Below are 26436 nucleotides of genomic sequence, written 5' to 3'. Positions count from 1 at the left end.
CCTGCCTGCGGCAGTTACTAGATAGCCGCAGGGGCGAAATTCGGAATCGGGGCAAGCGAACCATGTGCGGAATTGTTGCGATTGTCGGCCAGACGGCCGTTGCGCCACTGATCGTCGATGCACTGAAGCGGCTCGAATATCGCGGCTATGATTCCGCAGGCGTCGCCACCATCGAGCGTGGCAAGCTTGCGCGCCGGCGCGCCGAGGGCAAGCTGGTCAATCTGGAAAAGCGCCTGAACGCCGAGCCGCTCGACGGCAATATCGGCATCGGCCACACCCGCTGGGCCACCCACGGCGTCCCCAACGAGACCAACGCGCACCCGCATTTCTCCAACGACGTGGCAGTGGTTCACAACGGCATCATCGAGAACTTTGCCGAGCTGCGCACTGAGCTCACCGCCGACGGCTACGAATTCACGTCCCAGACCGACACTGAGGTGGTCGCCCACCTCGTCTCGCGTGAGCTCAAGCGCGGCGCCGACCCGGTCGCGGCCGCGCACGCGGCGCTAAAACGTCTGGAGGGCGCATTCGCGCTCGCCATCATGTTCCGCGGCGACGAAAACCTCATCGTCGGCGCCCGCAACGGCCCGCCGCTGGCCGTCGGCCATGGCGAGGGCGAAATGTTCCTCGGCTCCGATGCCATTGCGCTCGCGCCCTTCACCAATTCCATCACCTATCTGGAAGACGGCGACTGGGCGGTGGTGCGCCGGGATTCGTTCAATATCTTCGACATCGAAGGCAATTCGGTCGAGCGCAAGCGCCAGCAATCGCTCAGCACGAGCTTCATGGTCGACAAGGGCAACCGCCGCCACTTCATGGAAAAGGAAATCCACGAGCAGCCGGAGGTCATCTCCCACACGCTCGCCAACTATGTGGATTTCACCGCCGGCACCTCCAAGCCGCTCGATTTGCCTTTCGACTTCGCCAAGATCGACCGCCTGGCGCTGTCGGCCTGCGGCACGGCCTATCTCAGCGGCCTCATCGGCAAATACTGGTTCGAGCGCATCGCGCGGCTGCCGGTGGACATCGATATCGCCTCCGAGTTCCGCTACCGCGAAATGCCGATCTCGAAGAACAGCGCCGCACTGTTCATCTCACAGTCGGGCGAAACCGCCGACACGCTGGCCTCGCTGCGCTACTGCCGCAAGGCGGGCGTCCCGATCGGCGCCATCGTCAATGTCCGCGAATCGACCATCGCGCGCGAATCCGACGTCGTGCTGCCCACGCTTGCCGGTCCGGAAATCGGCGTTGCCTCAACCAAGGCCTTCACCTGCCAGCTTTCGGTGCTTGCCTCGCTTGCCGTGCGCGCCGGCGTGGCGCGCGGCACCATCTCGACGGAGACGGAGCGGGTTCTGGTGCGTGCGCTCTCCGAAGCACCGCGCTATGCCAACCAGGTGCTGAAGCTCGACGAGCAGATCGAGAAAGTCGCGCGCGAGCTTTCGCACTATCGCCACGTGCTCTATCTCGGCCGCGACACCAATTTCCCGCTCGCCATGGAAGGCGCGCTGAAGCTCAAGGAAATCTCCTACATCCACGCTGAAGGCTACGCCGCGGGCGAGCTGAAGCATGGACCGATCGCGCTGATCGACGAGAACATGCCGGTGATCGTGATTGCGCCGCACGACCGCATCTTCGAAAAGACCGTTTCGAACATGCAGGAAGTGGCTGCGCGCGGTGGCAAGATCATCTTGATCACCGACCGCAAGGGCGCCGAACAGGCCTCGGTGAACACGATGGAGACGATCGTGCTGCCGGACGTGCCGGAGATCATCACGCCTATCGTCTACGCGCTGCCGATCCAGATGCTGGCCTATTTCACGGCCGTGTTCATGGGCACCGACGTCGACCAGCCGCGCAACCTCGCCAAGTCGGTCACGGTCGAATAAGCGGCCGCTCGGCCAATTTCGCTGTTCCAAAGGACGGCATGCTTCACTAATGTTGCGCTGCAACCAGCGGCGGGTGAAGCATGTCGGAAACGCACAAGACATCGGCTATGACACGGTTGAGGAATTATTTCCTGACCGGGTTCGTGGTCTGCGCGCCGTTGGCGATCACGGCCTACATCGCCTGGTCCTTCATCGGCTGGGTCGATTCCTGGGTTAAGCCCTACATTCCGGCCGACTACAATCCAGATACCTATCTCTCGATCAGGGTGCCTGGCTTCGGCCTCATCGTGGCGCTCGTGCTGATCACGCTGATCGGCTTCCTTACCGCCAACATCATCGGCCGCACGGTGATTTCGCTCGGCGAGCGGCTGCTCGACCGCATGCCGCTGGTGCGCAGCATCTACAAGGCGCTGAAGCAGATTTTCGAAACGGCCCTTTCGAACAAGAATGAGATGTTCCGCACAGTCGGGCTGGTCGAATATCCGCGCAAGGGCGTGTGGTCGCTCGTCTTCGTGGCCGGCGACAAGCGCACGGAAATCAACGAGAAGCTCGACGACGGCGACGATCCGCTGATTGCGGTGTTCATGCCCTGCACGCCGAATCCGACGACCGGCTTCCTGATGTATGTGCGCAAATCCGAGATCGTTCTGCTCGACATGAGCATCGAAGACGGCGCCAAGCTCATCGTCTCGGCCGGCCTCGTCGCGCCAGAGGTCAAGAAGGCGATCAAGGTCAAGGGCGTCACGATTGACGGCGGCATCGGCAATCCGGCGCTGGCCGATGCCGATCAGCCGGCGCGCAGCAGCCTCACCGCCTCGTCGCGCCCGAACAAATAGAGCAGCGTCCGCACAGCTTGTCCGCGCTCGGACTTGAGGTCCGGATCGCGGTTCAGCAGTAGGCGAGCATCGTCACGCGCGATTTCGAGCAGATCCGCGTGAGCTTCAATACGAGCGACCTGGAAGCCCGGCGTGCCCGATTGCCGTGTGCCCAGCAACTCACCTTCGCCACGCAGCTTCAGGTCTTCCTCGGCGATACGAAAACCGTCTTCGGTTTCGCGCATGACTGAAAGCCGGCGCTTGGCGGTTTCACCGAGCGGGTCCTTATAGAGCAGCGCGCAGGTCGAAGCCTTGGAACCGCGCCCGACGCGGCCGCGCAGCTGGTGTAGCTGCGCGAGCCCAAAACGCTCGGCATGTTCGATCACGATGATGGTGGCGTCGGGCACGTCGACGCCCACCTCGATGACCGTGGTGGCAATCAGGATGCGCGTTTCGCCTTCCTTGAAGGCGCGCATGGCTTCGTCCTTCTCCGCGCCCTTCATGCGCCCATGAACGAGGCCGATCCTGTCACCGAACACGGGTTTTAGCGACGAAAAACGCTCCTCGGCCGACATCAGCTCGACCTCTTCGGACTCCTCCACGAGCGGACAGATCCAGTAGACCTTTTGGCCTTCCGCGACGGCGTCGCGCATCCGCCCGACCAACTCATCCAGGCGGTCGAATGGCAGGGTGATCGTGCGGATGGGTTGCCGGCCCGCCGGCTTTTCGGTCAGGCGCGAGACGTCCATGTCGCCGAAGGCAGTCAGCACCAGCGTGCGCGGAATGGGCGTTGCCGTCATCACCAGCATGTCGGGCGCATCGCCCTTAGCCGTCATCGCAAGCCGCTGGTGCACGCCGAAGCGGTGCTGCTCGTCGATGACTGCCAGCGCCAAGTCGCGGAATTGCACCGTCTCCTGGAACAGCGCATGCGTGCCGACGACGATGTTGATCTCGCCATCTGCCAGACTGGCAAGGATATCGGCGCGCTCGCGGCCCTTTTCGCGGCCCGTCAGAACAGCTATCCGCAAGCCGACCTTTTCGGCAAGCGGCGCAATCGACGCAAAATGCTGGCGGGCAAGGATTTCCGTCGGCGCCATCATCGCTGCCTGCCCGCCGGCTTCCACCGCGCGAGCCATGGAAAGCAGTGCCACGACCGTCTTGCCCGAGCCAACATCGCCCTGCAGCAGGCGCAGCATGCGTTCTGGCTTTTGCAGGTCCGCGTCAATCTCAGCCAGCGCCTCAATCTGTGAGCGCGTCAGCTCATAGGGCAGGGCGTTTTTCAGCGCCGCAATCAGCTTGCCGTCGCCGGTTAGCGGTCGGCCCGAAAGCTTGCGCACGGTCGCCCGCACCAGCGCCAGCGAGATTTGTCCCGCCAAAAACTCGTCATAGGCGAGCCGGCGCCACGCCGCACTGTCGGGCGAAACGTCGAGCGGATCGGCCGGGTGGTGAATGCGGTTGAGCGCATCGCGCATAGCCGGAAAGGTCTGCCGCCGCATCAGTTCGGCGTCCTGCCATTCTGGCAGTTCCGGCACGCGCTCCAGTGCCTGGCCGACGGCGCGGCGCAGCACCTTTGGCGACAGGCCCGCAGTGAGAGGATAGACCGGCTCGACCAGCGGCAGGTTCTCGGCCTCGGACTTGCGCGCGATATGGTCGGGATGCACCATGCTCGGGCGGCCGTTGAACCACTCCATCCGGCCGCTCACGATCACTTCCTCGCCCACTGGCAGGGCGCGCTCGAGCCACGAGGCGTTGGCGTGGAAGAAGGTCAGTGCGATCTCGCCCGTATCGTCGTAGGCATAGACGCGGTAGGGCACCGACTTGTTGCCGCGCGGCGCTGGCTGATGGCGGTCCACCGTCACGTCCAGCGTCACGATGGCGCCCGACGGCGCCAAAGCTATGCCCGGCCGGTTGCGCCGGTCGATCACCGAATTGGGCAGTGTGAAGACGAGATCGGCCGCGCGCGCCGGCCGGTCGCTGAGGTCGGCAGGCACGACCTTGGCGATCAGGTCGGCAATTTTCGGGCCCACGCCGGCGAGCGAGGTGATCGGCACGAACAATGGGTCGAGGAGGGAAGGGCGCATGATTGGCAGCTTATGCGCCACGCGACCATGTGCAAGGCTGACACGCCGCGTCATCCACGCTATATGCGCCGCTCGGCAACCAGGATGTGGAAGATGACAGGCACGACGCGATCAAGTGAGGGGCTCGACACGCGCCGGCGCAAGCTGCTGTTCCGATCCTGGCACCGCGGCATGCGCGAGATGGACCTGATTCTCGGCACTTTCGCCGACACCACCATCCACGACCTGTCCGACGCCGAACTCGACGAATATGAGAATCTGCTGGAACTGCAGGACGCAGACCTGCTTTCGTGGTTCACCGGCGAGCAGGCCATTCCGGCAGCACAAGACACCGCAATCTACCGCAAGATATTGGCCCAGCGCCTGTCCATGAGTTTCTAGGATGAGCCTGATCAAGAAAATCGGCCTGCCGAAGAGCGGCACCGGCCAGTTCATCGTCGATGGCGTGGCCGACGGCTACGAGGCCTTGGCGCTCGTCACCGCCGCGCTCGAGGCCGCACCCGATGGCCCGGTGATCTTCGTCGCCCGCGACGGACAGCGGCTGCCGGTAATCACCGACGCGCTTGCCTTCGCCGCACCGGAGCTGCCGGTGCTGGAATTCCCGGGCTGGGACTGCCTTCCCTATGATCGCGTCTCGCCTGGCGCCGATGCGGCCGCCCGCCGCCTCGACGCTATGGGGGCCATGGCTTCGCTGGCAAAGCAGCCGCACCGCGCCGTCATCCTCACCACTGCCAACGCGCTCCTGCAGCGCGTGCCGCCAGCCTCGGCGATCGAAGCCCAGACTTTCCGTGCGCGGCCAGGCAACCAGGTCGATATGAACGTGCTGATCGCGCGGTTGGAGAATTCCGGCTTCGACCGCGTTGCGACCGTGCGCGAGGTCGGCGAATTTGCCGTGCGCGGCGGCATTCTGGACCTTTTCGCGCCGGGCGCTGAAGAGGCGCTGCGGCTCGATTTCTTCGGCGACACGCTGGAATCGATCCGCGCCTTCGATGTCGCCACCCAGCGCACCACCGGCCAGCGGAATGCGCTGACATTGCAGGCGATGAGCGAGGTGGCGCTGACGCCCGAGGCCATCAGCCGCTTCCGCCGCCAATATATCGAAGCCTTCGGTGCGCCCTCGCGCGATGACGGGCTCTACGCGGCCGTCTCGGAAGGGCGCCGCTTCGCCGGCATGGAGCACTGGCTGCCCTTCTACTACGAGCGGCTGGAAACGATCTTCGACTATCTGCCCGAGGCGCCGGTCATATTTGACCATCTGGCGCGCGAAGCGCTCGGCGAGCGCCATACGCTGATCCTCGACTACTACGAAGCGCGCCGCCACCCGGCCACGTCGGGTGCGCTGAAGGAAGCGGTGCCCTACAAGCCCGTGCCGCCGGCCGAGATGTATCTCTCGCCCGATGACGTGGCGGCGGCCGTCGCCGACCGCATGGCGGTGGAGTTCACCCCTTTCGACACGCCCGAGACCGGCGGCCGCAAGCTCCTGCACGCCGGCTCGAAGCCGTCGCGCGGCTTCGAGCTCGAACGCGCCGACCCGAACGTCAACGTGTTCGAAGAGGTGGTGAAATATGTAAGCGACGTGCGCGCGGCCAAGCGGCGCGTGCTCATCGCCGGCTGGACGGAAGGCTCGCTCGACCGCCTGACGCAGATCCTCACCGAGCATCACCTTGGCAACCTCAAAGCCGTGGCGACGCTTGCCGATGTCGAGAAGCTAACTGCGGGGCAGGCCGGCCTTGCCGTGCTGCCGCTCGAAGCCGGCTTCGAGACCGACGACATCGTAGTCGTGGCCGAGCAGGACATTCTGGGCGACCGCCTCGTGCGCCGCTCCAAGAAGCGCAAGCGCGCCTCCGATTTCATCGCGGAGGCAGCCGCACTTTCAGCCGGCGACATCGTCGTCCATGCCGACCACGGCATCGGCCGCTTCGTCGGCCTGCGCACCATCGAGGCGGCCGGCGCGCCGCACGATTGTCTTGAAATCCACTATGCCGGCGACGACCGCCTGTTCCTGCCAGTCGAAAACATCGAGCTTCTGTCGCGCTACGGCTCCGACACGGCCGAAGCGACGCTGGACAAGCTCGGCGGCGGCGCCTGGCAGGCGCGCAAGGCCAAGCTCAAGCGCCGCCTGCTCGACATGGCCGGCCAGCTGATAAAGCTCGCCGCCGAGCGCCAGATGCGCAGCGCGCCCATCATCAGCCCGCCAGACGGTGTCTATGGCGAGTTCGCCGCTCGTTTCCCGTATGAGGAAACCGACGACCAGCAGCGTGCCATCGATTCGGTCATGGATGATCTATTAGCCGGCAAACCGATGGACCGCCTGGTCTGCGGCGACGTCGGTTTCGGCAAGACCGAAGTGGCGCTGCGCGCGGCTTTCCTCGCCGCCATGGAAGGCTTCCAGGTCGCGGTTGTGGTGCCGACCACGCTGCTCGCGCGCCAGCATTTCAAGACATTTGCGCAACGCTTTGCCGGCTTACCAATTAATGTGCGGCAGGCCTCGCGCATGGTCGGTCCCAAGGAGCTCGCGGAAACCAAGAAGGCGATTGCCGAAGGCACCGTCGACATCGTCGTCGGCACGCATGCGCTTCTGGGCAACTCGATCACCTTCAAGAATATCGGCCTGCTCATCATAGACGAGGAGCAGCACTTTGGCGTCAAGCACAAGGAGCGGCTGAAGGAGCTGAAGAGCGACGTGCACGTGCTGACGCTCTCGGCAACGCCAATCCCGCGCACCCTGCAGCTTGCGCTGACAGGCGTGCGCGAGCTGTCGCTCATCGCCACCCCTCCGGTCGACCGCATGGCGGTGCGCACCTTCATCTCTCCCTTCGACCCGCTCGTGGTGCGCGAGACGCTGCTGCGCGAGCGCTATCGCGGCGGCCAGAGCTTTTATGTCGTGCCGCGCATTACGGACCTCTCCGAGATCCGCGATTTCCTGCATGGCTCTGTCCCCGAGCTGAAGGTTGCGACCGCGCACGGCCAGATGCCGGCGGGCGAGCTCGACGACATCATGAACGCCTTCTACGACGGCCAGTACGACGTGCTCCTGTCGACCACGATCGTCGAATCCGGCCTCGACATTCCGACCGCCAACACGATGATCGTGCACCGGGCGGACATGTTCGGCCTGGCGCAGCTCTACCAGCTGCGTGGCCGCGTCGGCCGCTCCAAGCTGCGCGCCTATGCGTTGATGACCCTGCCGGCCAACAAGAAGCTGACCGACACCGCCGACCGTCGCCTCAAGGTTATGCAATCGCTCGACACGTTGGGCGCGGGCTTCCAGCTCGCCAGCCATGACCTCGACATTCGCGGCGCCGGCAATCTTCTGGGCGAGGAACAGTCCGGCCACATCAAGGAAGTCGGCTTCGAGCTCTACCAGCAGATGCTGGAAGAGGCGGTGGCCGAGATCAAGGGCGACGGCGAAGCGCTGGACGGCGGCTGGTCGCCGCAGATCACCATCGGCACGGCCGTGATGATCCCGGAAGGCTATGTGCCCGACCTGCAGCTCAGGCTCGCGCTCTACCGCCGCCTGGCCGATCTCGATTCGCCGGAGGAGATCGACGCCTTCGCCGCCGAACTCATCGACCGGTTCGGCTCGCTGCCGCAAGAGGTTCAGCACCTGCTCAAGATCGTCTTCATCAAGGCGCTCTGCCGCAAGGCCAATGTGGAAAAGCTCGACGCCGGCCCGAAGGGCATCGTCATCCATTTCCGCAAGCGCGAGTTCTCCAACCCGGCAGGGCTGGTCAAATTCATCGGCGAGCAGGGCTCGCTGGCCAAGATCAGGCCGGACCAGAGCATCGTCTTCATCCGCGACTGGCCGAGCGCCGAAAAGCGTCTTGCCGGCTCGGCCGTGGTCATGACGCAGCTGGCGCGGCTGGTCGAAAAGGCGGCATAGGCTGCTACCGCGCGGAGATGGGGATGAAAATCACCCCGCTTCGCGCGTAAGCCGCTGAAATCATTTGCTCGAAAAGAAATCTGTAGCCTCATTTATCCCCTGTCTTTCCGCCGCTCACATAATGTCCGCATCGGCCTCAACGGGAACACGGGTCATGAACCGGATGAGCGTGGAGGGCGACGATGTCCGGGCTGGTGGCGCTAACGGTAGCGCTGCTGGATGATGAATCCCCAAGTCCGGGCCCAGGGTGTGGCTGACCGCGCGAATGCGGAGGCGAACAAACCCAGGCAAGCGCATCGAACGGGCGGTCGCGGAGACCGCAGATAAATTACTAGATGAGCGCGTTTCCTGACCGCCCGTCTTCCCAGTTCTCGAAAGAGAGCGTTCTTTGAAATGGCCAGACGGTGAAAACCGGGCGTGGCGATGATAAAGCACGCCACCGCCGGCGAGATGGCCGCTTGAACGCGCGCCGAATTTGGGGCACATGGCAGCCAGATGAGTACATCCGCTACGCCCCGTCCGCTCGACCATCTCGTGCTGCCGACCGCTGACCTCGGCATTGCGCGTGATAGACTGTCAGTGCTTGGCTTCACTGTAGCTCCGGTGGGCGTCCATCCCTTCGGCACCGAGAACGCCTGCGTCTACCTCGCCGACAACACATTCCTCGAGCCGCTGGTCGTCGGAGATGCCGCCAAGGTCAAGGAAGCAGTGGCGACGAAAAATGTCTTTGTCGCACGCGACCGCCAATTCCGCACTCGCAATGGCGAGGAGGGGCTTTCGGCCGTTGTCTTCGGAACCGATGACGCGGATGCCGACCACAAAACCTTCGTGGAAGCCGGCGTTTCGGCGGGCGACAGGCTCGATTTCTCGCGGCCCTTCACGGATGCTTCCGGCAAGGCCGATATGGCGTCCTTCCGGCTGGCTTTCGCCGCCGAGGCCGATGCGCCGGACGCATTTTTCTTCACCTGCCAGCGCGCAAACGTTCCGCAGGTCGACCGCTCGGCCCTGCAGGCCCATGCCAATGGCGCCAGGCGCATTGTGTCGGTCGTCGCCTGCGCGGACGATCCCGCCAGCCATGCGCGCTTCTTCGAAGCCGTGGCAAACGCGGAGGCGCTGCCCGCCGCAAACGGCCGGATCCAGGTGAGCCTGCCGAATGCAGCGATAGAGCTCGTCGATCCGGCCACATTCATGGCCGATACCGGGATCGAAGCGCCCGCAGGCACCCTTCGGCTCGCGGCGGTCGTCTTCGGCGTTGCCAGCCTGACGCAGACCGAAAAATTACTTCGCGCCAATGTCATCGAGTTCGACCATTGTGGCAGTCGGCTGATCGTACCATCGGCACCCGGGCAGGGCGCCATTTTTGTATTCGAGGAGCTTTGATGAACACGCCGAACCCGACCGTTACCGTTGGCAATGTCGTTTTCGACAACAAGGCGCCGCTGGCGCTGATCGCCGGTCCCTGCCAGCTCGAGTCGCGCCAACACGCCTTTGACATGGCCGGCGCGCTGAAGGAACTGACCGGCAAGCTCGGCATCGGCCTGGTCTACAAGTCCAGCTACGACAAGGCGAACCGGACTTCGCTCGGCGCCACGCGCGGCGCGGGGCTTGAGGCGGCGCTGCCGGTCTTTGCGGACCTGCGCAAGGAGTTCGAAATTCCGGTCCTCACCGACATTCACAACGAAGAGCAGTGCGCTCTCGTAGCCGAAGTGGTCGATGTGCTGCAGATTCCGGCCTTCCTTAGCCGTCAGACAGACCTGCTGGTCGCCGCGGCCAAGACGGGCAAGATTGTGAATGTGAAAAAGGGCCAGTTTCTTGCCCCGTGGGACATGAAGAATGTCATCGGCAAGGTCACAGGTTCCGGCAACGCAAATGTGCTGGTCACCGAGCGTGGTGCGTCCTTCGGCTACAACACGCTGGTTTCGGACATGCGCGCTTTGCCGATCATGGTCGATATGGGCGCGCCGGTGATTTTCGACGCCACCCATTCGGTTCAGCAGCCTGGCGGGCAGGGCGGTTCTTCGGGCGGCGAGCGCCGTTTCGTGAAGACCCTGGCGTCTGCCGCCGTGGCCGTTGGCGTCGCTGGCGTGTTCATCGAAACGCATCAGGATCCCGACAATTCCACCTCGTCGGACGGCCCGAACATGGTCCCGCTGAAGGACATGCCTGAGCTGCTTGAAAAGCTGATGGCTTTCGACCGCGTCGCAAAAGGTTACTGAGTTCGGCGCCCGGCCACCCGGGCGTCTCATTGCGTTTTCGCCGCCTTTCGCTAAGACGGCCATCATTTCCGCCACGATCCGAGGGACACCACAATGACCGCCATCATCGATATCATCGGCCGCGAAATTCTCGACAGCCGGGGCAACCCGACCGTGGAAGTGGACGTAGTGCTGGAAGACGGCTCCATGGGCCGTGCAGCCGTACCGTCCGGCGCCTCGACCGGCGCGCATGAGGCAGTAGAACTGCGCGACGGCGGTCCGCGCTATCTCGGCAAGGGCGTCGAGCGCGCCGTTGAAGCTGTCAACGGCGAGATTTTTGAAGCCATCGGCGGTATGGAAGCCGAGCACCAGGCCGAGATCGACCAGACCATGATCGACCTCGACGGCACGCCCAACAAGGCCCGCCTCGGCGCCAACGCAATCCTCGGCGTCTCGCTGGCGGTGGCCAAGGCTGCGGCCGTGGCCTCCAACCTGCCGCTCTATCGCTATGTCGGCGGCCCGAACGCCCGCGTTCTGCCGGTGCCGATGATGAACATCGTCAATGGCGGCGCCCATGCCGACAATCCGATCGATTTCCAGGAATTCATGATCATGCCGGTGGGCGCGCCGACCTTCCGCGACGCCGTTCGCTGGGGCTCGGAAATCTTCCACACCCTCAAGAAGGCTCTGAAGGACGCCGGCCACAACACCAATGTGGGCGATGAGGGTGGCTTTGCGCCGAACCTGAAGAGCGCGCAGGCCGCGCTCGACTTCGTCATGCAGTCGATCGAGAAGGCCGGCTACAAGCCCGGCGACGACGTCGCGATCGCGCTGGACTGCGCCTCGACCGAGTTCTTCAAGGGCGGCAACTACGTCTACGAAGGCGAGAAGAAGACCCGCGACCCCAAGACCCAGGCCAAGTACCTGGCCAAGCTGGCTGCCGACTACCCGATCATCTCGATCGAGGACGGCATGGCCGAGGACGATTGGGAAGGCTGGAAGATGCTGACCGACCTGATCGGCAAGAACGTGCAGCTGGTCGGCGACGACCTGTTCGTCACCAACTCGGCGCGCCTGCGCGACGGCATCCGCATGGGCGTTGCCAACTCGATCCTGGTCAAGGTCAACCAGATCGGCACGCTCACCGAGACGCTCGACGCGGTCGAGACCGCCCACAAGGCCGCCTACACCGCCGTCATGTCGCACCGCTCGGGCGAAACGGAAGACTCGACCATCGCCGATCTCGCCGTCGCCACCAATTGCGGGCAGATCAAGACCGGCTCGCTCGCGCGCTCGGATCGTACGGCCAAGTACAACCAGCTCATCCGCATCGAGGAAGAGCTCGGCAAGCAGGCCCGCTACGCCGGCCGTTCGATCCTGAAGGCTTGAACGGGGCCGGATTTTCCGCTGCTAACCTGAACAAAAGGGGCGAGGGCAACCTCGCCCCTTTTCATTTGGGGCCGGAATTTTTATCCCCCGTAACCGGACATTAAGCATAATGGGGCCAGATGGGACGCATCAGGGAAATGCACCATGTGGACACGTCAGCATCGCGAGAGAAATACCGGCCGATTCATCGTGCCGGGCCTCACCGTTCTGTTCCTTTCCTATTTCGGCTTCCATGCCTATCACGGCGAGCTGGGTATCTATTCCAAGTACCGGCTCCAGGCGCGGGCGGTCGAATTGCAGGCGCAACTCGATGCCGTCAGGTCCCGTCGCGTCGATCTTGAGCGCCGCGTTCAGTTGCTGCATGATGGCACTCTCGAGAAGGACATGCTCGACGAGCAGGCCCGCAAAGCGCTGAACCTTTCGCACACGGATGAGATCACGATCATCCGTTCGTCCGATTGGGCAAATTAACCGAAATCCGGTTAATCGTAGATATCCCCAATGATTGCAGGTGCTTAGCTGCATGCCTGCCATGCATTTTTCCGCATAGCGGAAGGGTGGATTGCGTGCTAGCTTTCTCCCCAATCGGAGGGGGATTGTGCTCTCCCTCCAATGTCCGAAAAGAGACATTGCTAGGGAGTGTTGAATGGCTTCTGCCGCCAAGACGGCGTCCGCGAAATCGAAAGCGGACGGCAAACCCGCGCTTGTAGCGCCCAAACCCGTAGAATTCACCAAGGAGCAGGAGCTCAAGGCCTATCGCGACATGCTGCTGATTCGGCGCTTCGAAGAGAAGGCTGGTCAGCTTTACGGCATGGGCTTCATCGGCGGCTTCTGTCACCTGTATATCGGTCAGGAGGCTGTCGTCACCGGCATGCAGATGGCGCTGATCGAAGGCGATCAGATGATCACCGCCTATCGTGACCATGGCCATATGCTCGCCATGGACATGTCGCCGCGCGGGGTCATGGCCGAGCTCACCGGTCGCCGTGGGGGCTACTCCAAGGGCAAGGGTGGCTCCATGCACATGTTCTCCAAGGAGAAGAATTTCTATGGCGGCCACGGCATCGTCGGTGCCCAGGTGTCGCTCGGCACCGGCCTGGCCTTCGCCAATCGCTACCGTGAGAACAAGAACGTCTCCCTGACCTATTTCGGCGACGGCGCGGCCAACCAGGGCCAGGTCTACGAGAGCTTCAACATGGCCTCGCTGTGGAAGCTGCCGGTGGTCTACATCATCGAGAACAACCGCTACGCCATGGGCACGTCGGTGTCACGCTCGTCGGCCGAGACCGATTTTTCGCATCGCGGCGCTTCCTTCAAGATCCCGGGCATCCAGGTCGATGGCATGGATGTGCGCGCAGTGAAAGCTGCCGCCGATCTCGCCGTCGAGTGGTGCCGCTCCGGCAAGGGTCCGATCATTCTCGAGATGCAGACCTACCGCTATCGCGGCCACTCCATGTCCGACCCGGCAAAATACCGGTCGAAGGAGGAGGTGCAGAAGATGCGCTCCGAGCACGACCCGATCGAGCAGGTCAAGGCGCGGTTGCTCGACAAGAAGTGGGCCACGGAAGACGACCTGAAGGCGATCGACAAGGAGGTGCGTGACATCGTGGCCGACTCGGCCGAGTTCGCGCAGACCGATCCGGAGCCGGATGTGTCCGAACTCTATACTGACATCACGCTGTAAGGGAGGGCACAGACATGCCGATCGAAATCCTGATGCCTGCGCTCTCGCCGACCATGGAAGAGGGCAACCTGTCCAAGTGGCTGAAGAAAGAAGGCGACAAGGTCGCCCCCGGTGACGTGATCGCCGAGATCGAGACCGACAAGGCAACCATGGAAGTGGAAGCCGTCGACGAGGGTACGCTTGGGAAGATCCTCATTCCCGCCGGCAGCGAAGGCGTCAAGGTGAACACCCCGATCGCCGTTTTGGCCGTCGAGGGCGAAGACATTGACAAGATCGGGGAAGGCATCGGCGAGGAAGAAGTGTCGCCGAAGGCGCCAGTCGCCGCCGAGAAGGCCCCTGAACCCGCCAAGCCCGCTCCCGTTGCCGCTGCGCCGAAGGTCGAAGTGGCCGCCGATCCGGATATTCCAGCCGGCACCGAAATGGTTTCCATGACCGTCCGCGAAGCGTTGCGCGACGCGATGGCCGAGGAAATGCGCCGCGACCAGGACGTTTTCGTCATGGGCGAGGAAGTCGCCGAATATCAGGGCGCCTATAAGATCACGCAAGGGTTGCTGCAGGAGTTCGGCCCGCGTCGCGTCGTCGACACCCCGATCACCGAACACGGCTTTGCCGGCGTCGGCGTTGGCGCGGCCATGGCCGGCCTGAAGCCGATCGTGGAGTTCATGACCTTCAACTTCGCCATGCAGGCGATTGACCAGATCGTGAATTCGGCCGCCAAGACGCTCTATATGTCCGGCGGCCAGATGGGCGCCCCGATCGTCTTCCGCGGTCCGAACGGTGCGGCTGCCCGCGTCGCCGCACAGCACTCGCAGTGCTATGCGGCCTGGTACAGCCACATCCCCGGCCTCAAGGTAGTGATGCCTTACACGGCTGCCGACGCCAAGGGCCTGCTCAAGGCAGCGATCCGTGACCCGAACCCGGTGATCTTCCTCGAAAACGAGATTCTTTACGGTCACTCCTTCGATGTGCCCAAGCTTGACGATTTCGTGCTGCCGATTGGCAAGGCGCGTGTCCACAAGCAGGGCAAGGACGTCACCATCGTCTCCTTCGGCATCGGCATGACCTATGCGGTGAAGGCCGAAGCCGAGCTTCGCGAGATGGGAATCGATGCCGAGATCATCGACCTGCGCACGATCCGTCCGCTCGACTACGACACGATCATCGAGTCGGTGAAGAAGACCAACCGGCTGGTCGTGGTAGAAGAGGGCTTCCCGCAGAGCTCGGTCGGCGACCACATCGCCAACCAGGTTTCGCGGCGCGCCTTCGACTATCTCGATGCGCCGGTCATCACCATCGCCGGCAAGGACGTGCCGATGCCTTACGCCGCCAATCTCGAAAAGTTGGCGCTGCCGAATGTCGGCGAGGTCGTCGAGGCGGTCAAAGCGGTGACATATCGGTAGGAGGTGTAGGCGATGCCGTCTTTATTGACCCTGGCCGCCATCATCGTTCCGACCGTCGCGCTCGCGTTTGTCATTCGCTCGATGACTAGCCGGTTCGACGGCGTGCTGCAGATGTTAAGCGGCGCGTCGTCCATCATTTTTGCCTTGGTTGCCACCAGTGCCATGCAGGCCGAGCAGGCCGGTGGGATGATGGCGCTCGAGATGAGCAAAAGCACTTTCAACATCGGCATTCTGCCGCCGGTGTTCATTATCGCCACGCTGACGGTCATGCGCGGCCTGTTCAAATTCATCCAGGAGTGAGCGATGCCGATCAACATCACAATGCCGGCGCTCTCGCCGACGATGGAAGAAGGCAATCTGGCCAAGTGGCTGGTCAAGGAAGGCGACAAGGTTTCGCCCGGCGACGTGATCGCTGAAATCGAGACCGACAAGGCGACGATGGAAGTCGAGGCCGTCGATGAAGGCACTGTCGCCAAGCTGGTCGTTCCGGCCGGCACCGAGGGCGTCAAGGTCAATGCGGTGATCGCCGTTCTGGCGGGCGAGGGCGAAGATGCTGGTGCTGCCGCCAAGGCGGATGCCGGCGCCAAGCCTGCTGCCCAGCCGACCGCAGCGCCCGCCCCGGCGAAGGCCGAGGAAGCCAAGCCGCAGCCTGCGCCGGCTGCCCAGCCGGCATCGGTAGCCGTGGCAAACGGCACGGCAGTTGCCCAGGAGGGCCGCGTCTTTGCATCGCCGCTCGCCCGTCGCATCGCCAAGAATGCCGGCGTCGATATCTCGGCGGTGAAGGGCACGGGGCCGCATGGCCGCGTGGTGAAGGCCGACGTCGAGACCGCGATTTCCGGCGGCGTTGCGAAGGCTGCTCCGGCAGCCGCACCGGTCGCGGGCGCTCCCGCCCCGGCTCCGGCTCCGGCCGCGAAGCCGATGTCTGACGAACAGGTGCTGAAGCTGTTCGAGGCAGGTTCCTACGAGCTCATTCCGCACGACAACATGCGGAAGGTCATTGCTCGGCGTCTGGTCGAAGCCAAGACCACCATCCCGCATTTCTACCTGACGCTCGATTGCGAACTCGACGCCTTGCTGGCGCTGCGCACCCAGCTCAACGCAGCCGCGCCGACGCGCAAGACGGAGAAGGGCGATGTGCCGGCCTACAAGCTGTCGGTCAACGACCTGATCATCAAGGCGATGGCGCTCGCCCTGCGCGATGTGCCGACTGCGAATGTGTCGTGGACGGACAGCGCCATGGTGCAGCACAACCATTCGGATGTGGGCGTTGCCGTTTCGATCCCGGGCGGCCTCATCACGCCGATCGTGCGCCGGGCCGAGGAGAAGAGCCTGTCTACCATCTCCAACGAGATGAAGGACCTCGCCAAGCGTGCCCGCGATCGCAAGCTGAAGCCCGAGGAATACCAGGGCGGCACCACTGCGGTGTCCAATCTGGGCATGTTTGGCATCAAGGATTTCTCCGCCGTCATCAACCCGCCGCATGCGACCATCCTGGCCGTTGGCGCGGGCGAAGAGCGGGCCGTGGTGAAGAACGGCGAAATCAAGATCGCCAACATGATGTCGGTCACGCTGTCGACCGATCATCGTGCTGTCGACGGCGCGCTTGGTGCCGAACTGCTCGGTGCCTTCAAGCGCCACATCGAAAACCCGATGGGCATGCTCGTATAGGGGCGCGGCTTTAGTGAAAACCGTCCTCTGCTACGGTGACTCGCTCACCTGGGGCTACAATGCCGAAGGTCCTTCGCGCCATGCGCCGGAGGACCGTTGGCCGAGTGTGCTCCAGGCCGAGTTGGGTGGCGGAGTTCGGGTTATTGCCGAGGGGTTGAATGGCCGCACGACGGCCTTCGACGACAGCCTTGCCCCGGAAGATCGCAATGGCGCGCGCGTGCTGCCGACCGTGCTCGGCACGCACTCGCCGCTCGATCTGATCATCATCCTGCTTGGCTCCAACGACATGAAGCCGTGGATCCATGGCAACCCGTTCGCCGCCAGGCAGGGCATGGCGCGCCTGGTGAAGATCGTGCGCGGCCACGCCTATCCGCTGGACGCTGCCGCGCCCAAAATCCTTCTGGTTTCGCCACCGCAGGTCACGCGTACCCAAAACGTGGATTTTGCGGAAATGTTCGCAGGCGGCGACAAGGGCTCGCAAAAACTGGCGGAACTCTATGCGGGGTTGGCCGCCGAAACCAGTTGCGGTTTCTACGATGCCGGCTCCGTTGCAGTCACAACGCCGCTCGATGGCGTCCATCTCGACGCGGAAAACACGCGCAAAATTGGCGAAGCGCTCGCGCCCCTGGCGCGAGTCATGCTCGCGCTCTGATCTCAGGAGAAGATTGTGGCCGAAAACTACGACGTCATCATCATCGGTTCGGGCCCCGGCGGCTATGTCACGGCCGTGCGCTCGGCGCAGCTTGGCTTCAAGACGGCCATCGTGGAACGCGAGCATCTGGGCGGCATCTGCCTGAATTGGGGCTGCATTCCCACCAAGGCGCTGCTGCGTTCGGCCGAAATCCTGCACTATGCCGAATATGCCAAAAAGTATGGCGTGAAGATCGAGGGTTCGGTCAGTCCGGACGTCCAGTCGATCGTGCAGCGCTCGCGCGCCGTTTCGGGACAGCTGAACGGCGGCGTCAGCTTCCTGATGAAGAAACACAAGGTGGACGTCATCTGGGGCGAGGCCAAGCTCTCCAAGCCGGGCGAAATCGTCGTCGCAAAATCTTCGAAGAAGCCGATGGAGCCGCAGCACCCGGCGCCCAAGAACATCAAAGGCGAGGGCACCTATACGGCCAAGCACATCATCCTCGCCACCGGCGCGCGTCCGCGCGCGCTGCCGGGCATCGAGCCGGACGGCAAGCTGATCTGGACCTATTTCGAGGCCATGGTGCCCCAGGATCTGCCCAAGTCGATGATCGTCATGGGCTCGGGCGCCATCGGCATCGAGTTCGCGAGCTTCTACCGCACGCTCGGCGTGGACGTGACCGTCGTCGAGGTCATGCCGGCGGTGATGCCGGTGGAGGACGCGGAAGTTTCCACCTTCGCCAAGAAGCAGTTCGAAAAGCAGGGCATGAAGATCCTGCTCGAGGCCAAGGTGACCAAGGTCGAGAAGGGCGCGAACTCCGTCACCGCCCATGTCGAGCTCAAGGACGGCAAGATCGAGAAGATCACGGCCGATCGCATGATCTCGGCTGTCGGCGTGCAGGGCAACATCGAGAACCTTGGCCTTGAAGCGCTCGGCGTGAAGACCGATCGCGGCTGTGTCGTCATCGACGGCTATGGCCGCACCAATGTGCCGGGCATCTACGCAATCGGCGACGTTGCCGGCCCGCCCATGCTGGCCCACAAGGCCGAGCATGAGGGCGTGATCTGCGTCGAGAAGATCGCCGGCCTGCCGAACGTTCACCCGATGGACAAGCTGAAGATCCCGGGCTGCACCTATTGCAACCCGCAGGTCGCTTCCGTCGGTCTCACCGAAGCCAAGGCCAAGGAACAGGGCTACGACATCCGCGTCGGCCGCTTCCAGTTCATCGCCAACGGCAAGGCCATTGCGCTTGGCGAGGACCAAGGCTTCGTCAAGACCATCTTCGACAAGAAGACCGGCCAGCTACTGGGCGCGCATATGATCGGCGCCGAGGTGACTGAGCTGATCCAGGGCTTTGTGGTGGCGATGAACCTCGAAACCACCGAGGAAGAGCTGATGCACACTATCTTCCCACACCCGACCCTGTCGGAGATGATGAAGGAGAGCGTGCTGGACGCCTATGGCCGCGCGCTGAACGCATAACAGGGGAGCCTTTGCCGGGCTATTGTTTCGGCGGCTTCTGACTTATATGGGTCTTTGGCAAGCGGTCGCGAGGAGACTGTGATGGACCAGAGCGTGGGTTTCATGAGCATGCCGGGCGTCGGCTTCTTCGGCATGCTCGTCATCGGTTTTCTTGCCGGCTATGTCGCCGAGAAGACCTTGAACCGCGAGCACGGCTTCTTCACCAACATCCTCGTCGGCATCGCCGGCTCTTTCGTTGGAGGCACCTTGGCGGGCCTCCTCGAGATTCACTATTACGGTTTCTTCGGAAACCTGCTTGTCGCCATCTTTGGCGCGATCATCATCCTCTGGATATTCGGCCGCACGCAATCGCCGCGGCCGCGCTAGGAACTGACATGGTCACTGTGCTCGATCTCTCCAACGCTCCTCGTGTGCGGCATCCCGAAAAGGCCCACCGGCCGGATCAGGAAGTGCTGCGCAAGCCGGACTGGATCCGCGTCAAGGCGCCGGTTTCCAAAGGCTATGCCGAGACACGCGAGATCGTGCGCTCGCACAAGCTGGTGACGGTGTGCGAAGAGGCGGGCTGCCCCAATATCGGCGAGTGCTGGGAAAAGAAGCACGCCACCTTCATGATCATGGGCGAGATCTGCACCCGCGCCTGCGCTTTCTGTAACGTGGCGACCGGGCGCCCGCTGCCGCTCGATCAGAACGAGCCGGAGAGCGTGGCAAAGGCCGTCGCCAAGATGGGGCTCACCCACGTCGTCATCACATCGGTGGACCGCGACGACCTGGCCGACGGCGGCGCGCAGCATTTTGCAGAAACGATCCGCGCGATCCGCGCACTGAACCCCAACACGACGATCGAAATCCTGACGCCGGACTTCCTGCGCAAGGATGGCGCATTGGAGGTCGTGGTTGCAGCAAAGCCTGACGTCTTCAACCACAACCTTGAAACCGTGCCTTCGAACTATCTCACCGTTCGTCCGGGTGCGCGCTACTTCCACTCCATCCGCCTGCTGCAGCGCGTGAAGGAACTCGACCCGTCGATCTTCACCAAGTCCGGCATCATGGTGGGCCTGGGCGAGGAGCGGAACGAAGTGCTGCAGCTCATGGACGATCTGCGCAGCGCCGACGTCGACTTCATGACCATCGGCCAGTACCTGCAGCCGACCAAGAAGCACCATGCGGTGAAGAAGTTCGTCACGCCGGAGGAATTCAAGTCCTATGAGACCGTTGGCATGACCAAGGGCTTCCTGCTGGTCGCATCGAGCCCGCTGACGCGTTCGTCCCACCATGCCGGCGAGGACTTCGCCAAACTGAAGGCTGCGCGCGAGGAGCATCTGCGGAAGCCGGTCAAAGCTTCTGCCTGATGCCAAAATTCGAGACCATACGCCGCGTCTCCCATGCGCCGGACCAGATGTTTGCCCTGGTCGCGGATGTGGAACAGTATCCGCAGTTCCTTCCGCTTTGCGAAGGGTTGACGGTGCGCTCGCGCAAGGAGCGCGACGGGCGCACCGTTCTCGTTGCGAGCATGACTGTCGGCTACAAGGCGATCCGTGAGACTTTTACCACCCAGGTTCACCTGAAGCCGGATGAGAGCGCCATCGACGTGAAATATCTCGATGGCCCGTTTAAATATCTGACCAATATCTGGCGCTTCGATGCGGCGGATGGCGGCGCCACCGACATCCATTTTTTCATCGACTACGAATTCAAGAGCCGCATTCTGGGCGCGCTCATGGGCGCGATGTTCGATCGTGCCTTCCGCATGTTCGTGGAAGCATTCGAGCGGCGCGCGACCGAAATCTACGGTCCGGCGAAAGTGGCCTGATCAACCGAGTGCTTTGAGGCCCAGGTTCAGGGCAGTCCGAACGGTCTCGCGACGGACGAAGTCGCGGCCCTCATTCGGAAAGATCCGGCTTTCGGCAACCGCCGGCTGGCCGCGCAGCGCCAGCCCGAACCAGACGAGCCCCACCGGCTTTGTTGCCGAACCGCCGTCGGGCCCGGCAATACCGGTGACGGCCAGCGCAATGCTGGCGCGGGAATTCTGGATTGCGCCTGCGGCCATTTCCAGCGCCGTCTCGCGGGAGACCGCGCCATGGGCGGCCAACGTCGCCTCGGAGACGCCCAGCATCTCCATCTTGGCCTCGTTGGAATAGGTGATGAAGCCGCGGTCCACCACCGTCGAAGAACCGGGAATATCGGTAAGCGCGGCGACGATCATGCCGCCGGTGCAGGATTCCGCCGTCGCGGCCATGATGCCGTGCCGCTCACAGGCTTTCAGGAATTCGATAGCCAGTTCGCGCAATTCGCTCACTCGGGCAGCCCTCCCGGATAGACGACGCTCGCCGTGGCGATCGCCGCAATGCCTTCCTCACGCCCAACAAAACCCAGCCGCTCGTTTGTGGTTGCCTTGATCGACACCCGGCCCCTGTCGATGCCAAGCATGTCGGAGAGGGCGGCGGTCATCGCCTCGCGATGCGGACCGACACGCGGTGCCTCGCAGATGAGCGTGATGTCGGCATTGGCGATGCGGCCGCCCTTCGCGCGCACCAGTTTCACCGCATGCTCCACGAAAATGCGCGAGGCGGCACCCTTCCATTGCGGGTCGGATGGCGGGAAATGCGTGCCGATGTCGCCGGCGCCGATGGTCGCGAGAAGCGCGTCCGTCAGGGCGTGCAGGCAGACATCGGCGTCGGAATGACCGGAGAGTTTTTTCGTATGCGGGATTGCCACGCCGCATAGCGTAACGTGGTCGCCGGGCTCGAAGGAGTGCACGTCATAGCCGTTGCCCGTGCGCACGTCTGGAAATGCATTGAACGTTCCAGACAGACGCTGATCGGCCATGGCGATATCCTTTGCCCAGGTGAGTTTTACATTGTCGGGCGAGCCCTGCACGATCCGAACCGGCATGTCAGCCCATTCGGCAATCGCCGCATCGTCGGTGAACTCGCTGAGGCCCTGCCTGTGCGCGGCCTGATGCGCAGCCAGAATTCTTGCATAGGGGAAACCCTGCGGCGTCTGGGCTGCATGCAGGCCAGCTCGCGCCACAGTCTCCGCCACCGTGCCACCTGCGGCCTCGCGCTTGAGTGTGTCGGACACTGGCAGCGCGGGCAGGGTGCCGTGGTTTTCGTCTATCGACGCGATCACCCGGTCGATGAGTGCGGCATCGGCAAAGGGACGCACGCCGTCATGTATGAGCACCGCGCCTGGGTTCTCGGACTGCAGCGCCAGAAGTCCAAGCCGGGTCGAATCCTGACGCGTCGCTCCCCCATGAACTAGGGTCACCTTTTCGGCGAGGGCGCCGAGTGCCTGCTTCAGCAGAACACCATCGTCCGGATGGATCACGACGACGACGGTTCCGATTGCCGGATGGCGGAGAAAATTCTCCACCGTCTGTGCAAGCACGGCACGTCCACCAATAAGGCGATACTGCTTGGGGCCATCGGCCTGGCCCGCACGCTCGCCGCGTCCGGCAGCCACGATCACCACGGCGGTCGGCAGTTTTCTCGACGATTCAGATCTGCTCTTTTCCATGCGCAGAGGCTTAGTCGCAACCATGGCCAAAGGCGAGAGTTTTCCATCGCGCAACCTTGCCGCGCCCTTTCCGCATTGCACAATAAGCTGAAACTGGCTACTGAATAAGCAGAAGATAAAACTGCTTGGAATTTGTGCATGCCAGATTTCACGGCTCTTGCAAAACCGCTCGAAATTGGTGGTGTAAGAATCCGCAACCGTGTCTTTTTGGCGCCGATGTCCGGCATCACGGACGATGCGTTTCGCAAGCGCGCTTATGCCCATGGCGCGGGGCTGGTCGTTTCCGAAATGGTTGCGAGCGGCGAGTTGGCCAAGGGGCATTCGGAATCCGGACGCCGCATTCGCCATTCAGGCCTTCCGGTGCACATGATCCAGCTCGCAGGTCGCCAGGCCGAACACATGGCGGAAGGCGCGCGCATCGCGGCCGGCGAGGGCGCCGACATCATCGACATCAATATGGGCTGCCCCGCCAAGAAAGTGACCGGCGGCTATGCCGGTTCTGCACTGATGCGCGACCTTGATCATGCCGTATCGCTGATAGACGCGGTCGTCGGGGCCGTGGATGTGCCTGTGACGGTGAAGATGCGCCTCGGCTGGGACGAGGCGGCACTGAACGCCCCGGAACTCGCGCGCCGTGCGCAGGAGGCCGGCGTGAAGATGGTGACCGTGCACGGCCGCACGCGCTGCCAGTTCTATCAGGGGAAGGCCGATTGGCGCGCGATTGCACGCGTCAAAGAGGCGGTTTCCATCCCGGTCGTCGCCAATGGCGATGTAAGAAACCTCGCCGATGCTTCGGAAATCCTTGAACAATCAGGTGCGGACGCCGTGATGGTCGGGCGTGCCAGCTATGGCGCACCATGGACAGCGGGCGCCATTGCAACGGTGGCCGAGCAAGCACTGGAAGCACCGCGCACAGCCGCGGAAATGGCCGATTATGTCGTCTCGCATTATGAAGACATGCTGGCGCTCTACGGCATCGAAAGCGGCCTGCGCCAGGCGCGCAAGCATCTCGGCTGGTATCTCGACCGCCACGCTACCGAGATTGCGTCGGAGCTGCGCGCCAGGATCATGACTTCGCTCGATCCGGCCGAAGTGGTTCGCGGCCTGCGGGAGGCGATCAGTTCTTCCGAAATGCAGGAAAGGAGCGCCGCGTGACAGCCAGCAATCGAGCCGAGGTCACCGACGCAGCGCAGATCGTCCTCAACACGATCCGCCGGCCGGTCATAATGATCGGGTCCGACGATCGCATCAGCTATGCCAATGCCGACGCTGAAGATTTTTTCCGCTCCAGCGCGGCTATGCTGGCTCGCTCCACGTTGGAACGCTTCGTCCCCTTCGGCAGTCCGATCCTGTCCCTGATCGAACAGGTGCGCGAACGACTAGCGCCGGTGAACGAATACCGTGTCGACATTTCCTCGCCGCGTCTCGGCATCGAAAAGGTCGTCGACATCTATGTCGCGCCTGTTCCGGAATTGCCCGGCTCGGTGGTGGTCATGTTCCAGGAACGGTCGATGGCCGACAAGATCGACCGCCAAATGACCCATCGCGGCGCGGCACGATCGGTGACTGGCCTTGCCGCCATGCTGGCGCATGAGATCAAGAACCCGCTTTCGGGCATCCGCGGCGCAGCACAACTTCTGGAGACATCCGTATCGGACGAGGATCGCGCGCTGACGCGACTGATCACCGACGAGACGGACCGCATCGTGGCGCTCGTTGACCGCATGGAGGTCTTTTCGGACGAGCGTCCCATCGACCGCTATCCGGTTAACATCCACGTCGTCCTCGATCATGTGAAGGCGATAGCGCGAAACGGCTTTGCAAGAAAAATCAATATGGTGGAGGAGTATGATCCATCACTTCCTCCGGTATTTGCCAATCGCGACCAACTCGTTCAGGTGTTCCTCAATCTGGTGAAGAACGCCGCCGAGGCCATAGGGTCGCGGAGCGATGGCGAGATCAAGCTCTCGACCGCCTTTCGCCCCGGCATGCGCGTCTCCGTGCCGGGATCGCAGGACCGCGTTTCGCTGCCGCTCGAATTCTGTGTGCATGACAATGGCGCGGGCGTCTCCGAGGACATCCTGCCGATCATCTTCGACCCCTTCATCACGACCAAGCCGAATGGTTCCGGTCTTGGTCTGGCGCTTGTCGCAAAGATCGTCGGGGAACATGGCGGCGTCATCGAATGCGAATCCACGCCACGCGGCACGATGTTTCGCGTGCTGATGCCTGCGTGGAAGGACACCTCATTGCTCCAGGAGGAGCGAACCGAAGGAAGCAAGGCATGACGCCCCGCGGCAACATTCTGGTGGCGGACGACGACGCGGCAATCCGCACCGTGCTCAACCAGGCTTTATCCCGCTCAGGCCATGAGGTGCGCGTCACCTCCAATGCCGCGACTCTGTGGCGCTGGGTGGCGGCGGGCGAGGGCGATCTGGTCATCACCGACGTCGTCATGCCGGACGAAAACGCTTTCGACATGCTGCCGCGCATCAAGAAGGCCCGCCCCGAACTGCCGGTCATCGTGATGAGTGCCCAGAACACGTTCATGACCGCCATCCGTGCGTCGGAAACCGGCGCCTACGAATATCTGCCCAAGCCCTTCGACCTCACCGAGCTCCTGAATATCGTCAACCGCGCACTGGCCGAGCCCCAGCGCCCCAAACTCGATGCGCGTCACGACGAACAGCCTGAAGCGATGCCCCTGATCGGGCGCTCTGCCGCCATGCAGGACATCTACCGCATGCTGGCGCGCATGATGCAGACCGATCTGACGGTGATGATTTCGGGCGAGTCCGGCACCGGCAAGGAGTTGGTGGCACGTGCGCTGCATGAATATGGCAGGCGGCGGAACGGTCCGTTCGTTGCGATCAATATGGCGGCCATACCGCGCGATCTGATTGAATCGGATTTGTTCGGGCATGAGAAGGGCGCGTTCACCGGCGCGCAGAACCGTTCTAGCGGCCGCTTCGAACAGGCCGAGGGCGGCACGCTTTTCCTCGATGAAATCGGCGACATGCCGATGGAGGCGCAGACCCGTCTCCTGCGCGTACTGCAGCAGGGCGAATACACCACTGTCGGCGGTCGCACGCCAATCAAGACCGACGTGCGCATCGTTGCTGCCACCAACAAGGATTTGCGCGCCGGCATCGCCCAGGGGCTGTTTCGCGAAGACTTGTTCTATCGTCTGAACGTCGTGCCGATGCGTCTGCCGCCACTGCGAGAGCGATCCGAGGATGTTCCGGACCTCGTCCGGCACTTCTTCAAGCAGGCGGAAAGCGAGGGGCTGCAGGCCAAGCGGATCTCAAGCGGCGGCCTTGAGCTGATGAAACGCTATCCTTGGCCGGGCAATGTGCGCGAACTGGAAAATCTCATCAGGCGTCTCGCCGCGCTCTACCCGCAGGAGGAAATTTCCACCGAGATCATAGAGTCCGAACTGCGGACCAGCCAGGAACCCGTTCCGGAAAATGGCGTGCTCGTACCGGACAATCTTTCGATCGGCCAGGCCACGGAAATGTTCCTTCAGCGCTATTTCTCATCCTTCGCCGGCGAATTGCCGCCGCCGGGGCTCTATGACCGAGTTCTCGCCGAAGTCGAATTCCCGCTGATCCTGGCTTCGATGACGGCCACGCGCGGCAATCAGATCAAGGCGGCCGAACTGCTGGGCCTGAACCGCAATACATTGCGCAAGAAGATCCGCGAGCTCGGCGTAAACGTTTATCGCGCTTCCAAGCAATGCTGACTTCCCCGAGGGATATCCAAGCAAATCGCGCCAAAGATTTTCGGTGGCCGCTGTCAGTCTTGTT

23 protein-coding genes are annotated in these 26436 nt (G+C 63.0%); 20 read left to right on the top strand and 3 right to left on the bottom strand.

Annotated elements, in window-relative coordinates:
• The first annotated feature begins 62 nt into the window (after window positions 1-62).
• Both glmS and M2281_RS26425 read left to right on the top strand, forming a co-directional pair.
• Window positions 63-1886, top strand: coding sequence for a glutamine--fructose-6-phosphate transaminase (isomerizing) (glmS, locus tag M2281_RS26430; protein ID WP_280824189.1), 1824 nt, complete (start codon window positions 63-65; stop codon window positions 1884-1886).
• Between the two features lie 80 nt (window positions 1887-1966).
• Window positions 1967-2722: a DUF502 domain-containing protein gene (locus M2281_RS26425; protein ID WP_280824188.1), complete on the top strand. Its 756-nt coding sequence runs from the start codon at window positions 1967-1969 to the stop codon at window positions 2720-2722.
• Here M2281_RS26425 and recG read toward each other — a convergent pair.
• Entirely contained in the window at window positions 2674-4782 is a 2109-nt protein-coding gene (gene recG / locus M2281_RS26420; protein WP_280824187.1) for an ATP-dependent DNA helicase RecG, read from the bottom strand. The genes M2281_RS26425 and recG overlap by 49 nt on opposite strands.
• A 93-nt stretch (window positions 4783-4875) precedes the next feature.
• Between recG and M2281_RS26415 the strand changes: the two genes are divergently transcribed.
• From M2281_RS26415 to M2281_RS26345, 15 genes are all read left to right on the top strand, one after another.
• The gene (locus M2281_RS26415) at window positions 4876-5163 is read left to right on the top strand and encodes a succinate dehydrogenase assembly factor 2 (protein WP_280824186.1); all 288 of its coding nucleotides are present in this window, start codon (window positions 4876-4878) and stop codon (window positions 5161-5163) included.
• A gap of 1 nt (window position 5164) precedes the next feature.
• Window positions 5165-8665 (top strand): transcription-repair coupling factor, encoded by a 3501-nt coding sequence (mfd, locus tag M2281_RS26410; RefSeq protein WP_280824185.1) that lies wholly within the window; start codon window positions 5165-5167, stop codon window positions 8663-8665.
• Between the two features lie 495 nt (window positions 8666-9160).
• Window positions 9161-10045, top strand: a complete 885-nt coding sequence (locus tag M2281_RS26405) for a VOC family protein (protein ID WP_280824184.1) — start codon at window positions 9161-9163, stop codon at window positions 10043-10045.
• Entirely contained in the window at window positions 10045-10881 is an 837-nt protein-coding gene (gene kdsA, locus M2281_RS26400; protein WP_280824183.1) for a 3-deoxy-8-phosphooctulonate synthase, read from the top strand. The genes M2281_RS26405 and kdsA overlap by 1 nt, the downstream gene beginning before the upstream one ends.
• Before the next feature lie 93 nt (window positions 10882-10974).
• Entirely contained in the window at window positions 10975-12249 is a 1275-nt protein-coding gene (gene eno, locus M2281_RS26395; RefSeq protein WP_280824182.1) for a phosphopyruvate hydratase, read from the top strand.
• Between the two features lie 144 nt (window positions 12250-12393).
• Window positions 12394-12720 carry an FtsB family cell division protein gene (locus M2281_RS26390; protein WP_280824181.1) on the top strand — a complete coding sequence of 109 codons (327 nt, stop codon included), beginning with the start codon at window positions 12394-12396 and terminating at the stop codon, window positions 12718-12720.
• 175 nt (window positions 12721-12895) lie between these two features.
• Window positions 12896-13933, top strand: a complete 1038-nt coding sequence (gene pdhA / locus M2281_RS26385; RefSeq protein ID WP_280824180.1) for a pyruvate dehydrogenase (acetyl-transferring) E1 component subunit alpha — start codon at window positions 12896-12898, stop codon at window positions 13931-13933.
• A gap of 14 nt (window positions 13934-13947) precedes the next feature.
• Window positions 13948-15333 (top strand): pyruvate dehydrogenase complex E1 component subunit beta, encoded by a 1386-nt coding sequence (locus M2281_RS26380; protein ID WP_280824179.1) that lies wholly within the window; start codon window positions 13948-13950, stop codon window positions 15331-15333.
• Between the two features lie 12 nt (window positions 15334-15345).
• On the top strand, window positions 15346-15633 hold the full coding sequence (locus M2281_RS26375; RefSeq protein ID WP_280824178.1) for a hypothetical protein: 288 nt from the start codon (window positions 15346-15348) through the stop codon (window positions 15631-15633).
• Between the two features lie 3 nt (window positions 15634-15636).
• Window positions 15637-17001: a pyruvate dehydrogenase complex dihydrolipoamide acetyltransferase gene (locus tag M2281_RS26370; RefSeq protein WP_280824177.1), complete on the top strand. Its 1365-nt coding sequence runs from the start codon at window positions 15637-15639 to the stop codon at window positions 16999-17001.
• Between the two features lie 13 nt (window positions 17002-17014).
• Complete coding sequence (locus tag M2281_RS26365) at window positions 17015-17653, top strand: SGNH/GDSL hydrolase family protein (protein WP_280824176.1); 639 nt, start codon at window positions 17015-17017, stop codon at window positions 17651-17653.
• A 15-nt stretch (window positions 17654-17668) separates the two neighbouring features.
• Window positions 17669-19114, top strand: a complete 1446-nt coding sequence (gene lpdA / locus M2281_RS26360) for a dihydrolipoyl dehydrogenase (protein WP_280824175.1) — start codon at window positions 17669-17671, stop codon at window positions 19112-19114.
• Between the two features lie 81 nt (window positions 19115-19195).
• Entirely contained in the window at window positions 19196-19480 is a 285-nt protein-coding gene (locus M2281_RS26355) for a GlsB/YeaQ/YmgE family stress response membrane protein (protein ID WP_280824174.1), read from the top strand.
• Window positions 19481-19488: 8 nt separating this feature from the next.
• Entirely contained in the window at window positions 19489-20463 is a 975-nt protein-coding gene (lipA, locus tag M2281_RS26350) for a lipoyl synthase (protein WP_280824173.1), read from the top strand.
• Window positions 20463-20924, top strand: coding sequence for a type II toxin-antitoxin system RatA family toxin (locus M2281_RS26345; RefSeq protein ID WP_280824172.1), 462 nt, complete (start codon window positions 20463-20465; stop codon window positions 20922-20924). Before lipA ends, M2281_RS26345 begins: the two co-directional genes overlap by 1 nt.
• On the opposite strand, the gene M2281_RS26340 is transcribed toward M2281_RS26345, so the two are convergent.
• A complete protein-coding gene (locus tag M2281_RS26340; RefSeq protein WP_280824171.1) occupies window positions 20925-21410 on the bottom strand; it encodes a CinA family protein in 486 nt (161 codons plus the stop codon).
• Complete coding sequence (locus tag M2281_RS26335; protein WP_280824170.1) at window positions 21407-22630, bottom strand: bifunctional 2-C-methyl-D-erythritol 4-phosphate cytidylyltransferase/2-C-methyl-D-erythritol 2,4-cyclodiphosphate synthase; 1224 nt, start codon at window positions 22628-22630, stop codon at window positions 21407-21409. Before M2281_RS26335 ends, M2281_RS26340 begins: the two co-directional genes overlap by 4 nt.
• 138 nt (window positions 22631-22768) lie before the next feature.
• Between M2281_RS26335 and dusB the strand changes: the two genes are divergently transcribed.
• Genes dusB through ntrC form a run of 3 tightly spaced genes read left to right on the top strand, consistent with a single transcriptional unit; the run spans window position 22769 to window position 26372 of the window.
• Complete coding sequence (gene dusB, locus M2281_RS26330; protein ID WP_280824169.1) at window positions 22769-23785, top strand: tRNA dihydrouridine synthase DusB; 1017 nt, start codon at window positions 22769-22771, stop codon at window positions 23783-23785.
• A complete protein-coding gene (locus tag M2281_RS26325) occupies window positions 23782-24918 on the top strand; it encodes a two-component system sensor histidine kinase NtrB (protein ID WP_280824168.1) in 1137 nt (378 codons plus the stop codon). Before dusB ends, M2281_RS26325 begins: the two co-directional genes overlap by 4 nt.
• Window positions 24915-26372 (top strand): nitrogen regulation protein NR(I), encoded by a 1458-nt coding sequence (ntrC, locus tag M2281_RS26320; RefSeq protein ID WP_280824167.1) that lies wholly within the window; start codon window positions 24915-24917, stop codon window positions 26370-26372. Before M2281_RS26325 ends, ntrC begins: the two co-directional genes overlap by 4 nt.
• Window positions 26373-26436: the final 64 nt, after the last annotated feature.

Origin of the sequence: Pseudaminobacter soli (ex Li et al. 2025), from assembly GCF_029892515.1 — a bacterium.
Lineage (GTDB): Bacteria > Pseudomonadota > Alphaproteobacteria > Rhizobiales > Rhizobiaceae > Pseudaminobacter > Pseudaminobacter soli_A.
The sequence above is the reverse complement of the archived record's forward strand: the minus strand, read 5'-3'. Positions and strand labels throughout refer to the sequence as shown.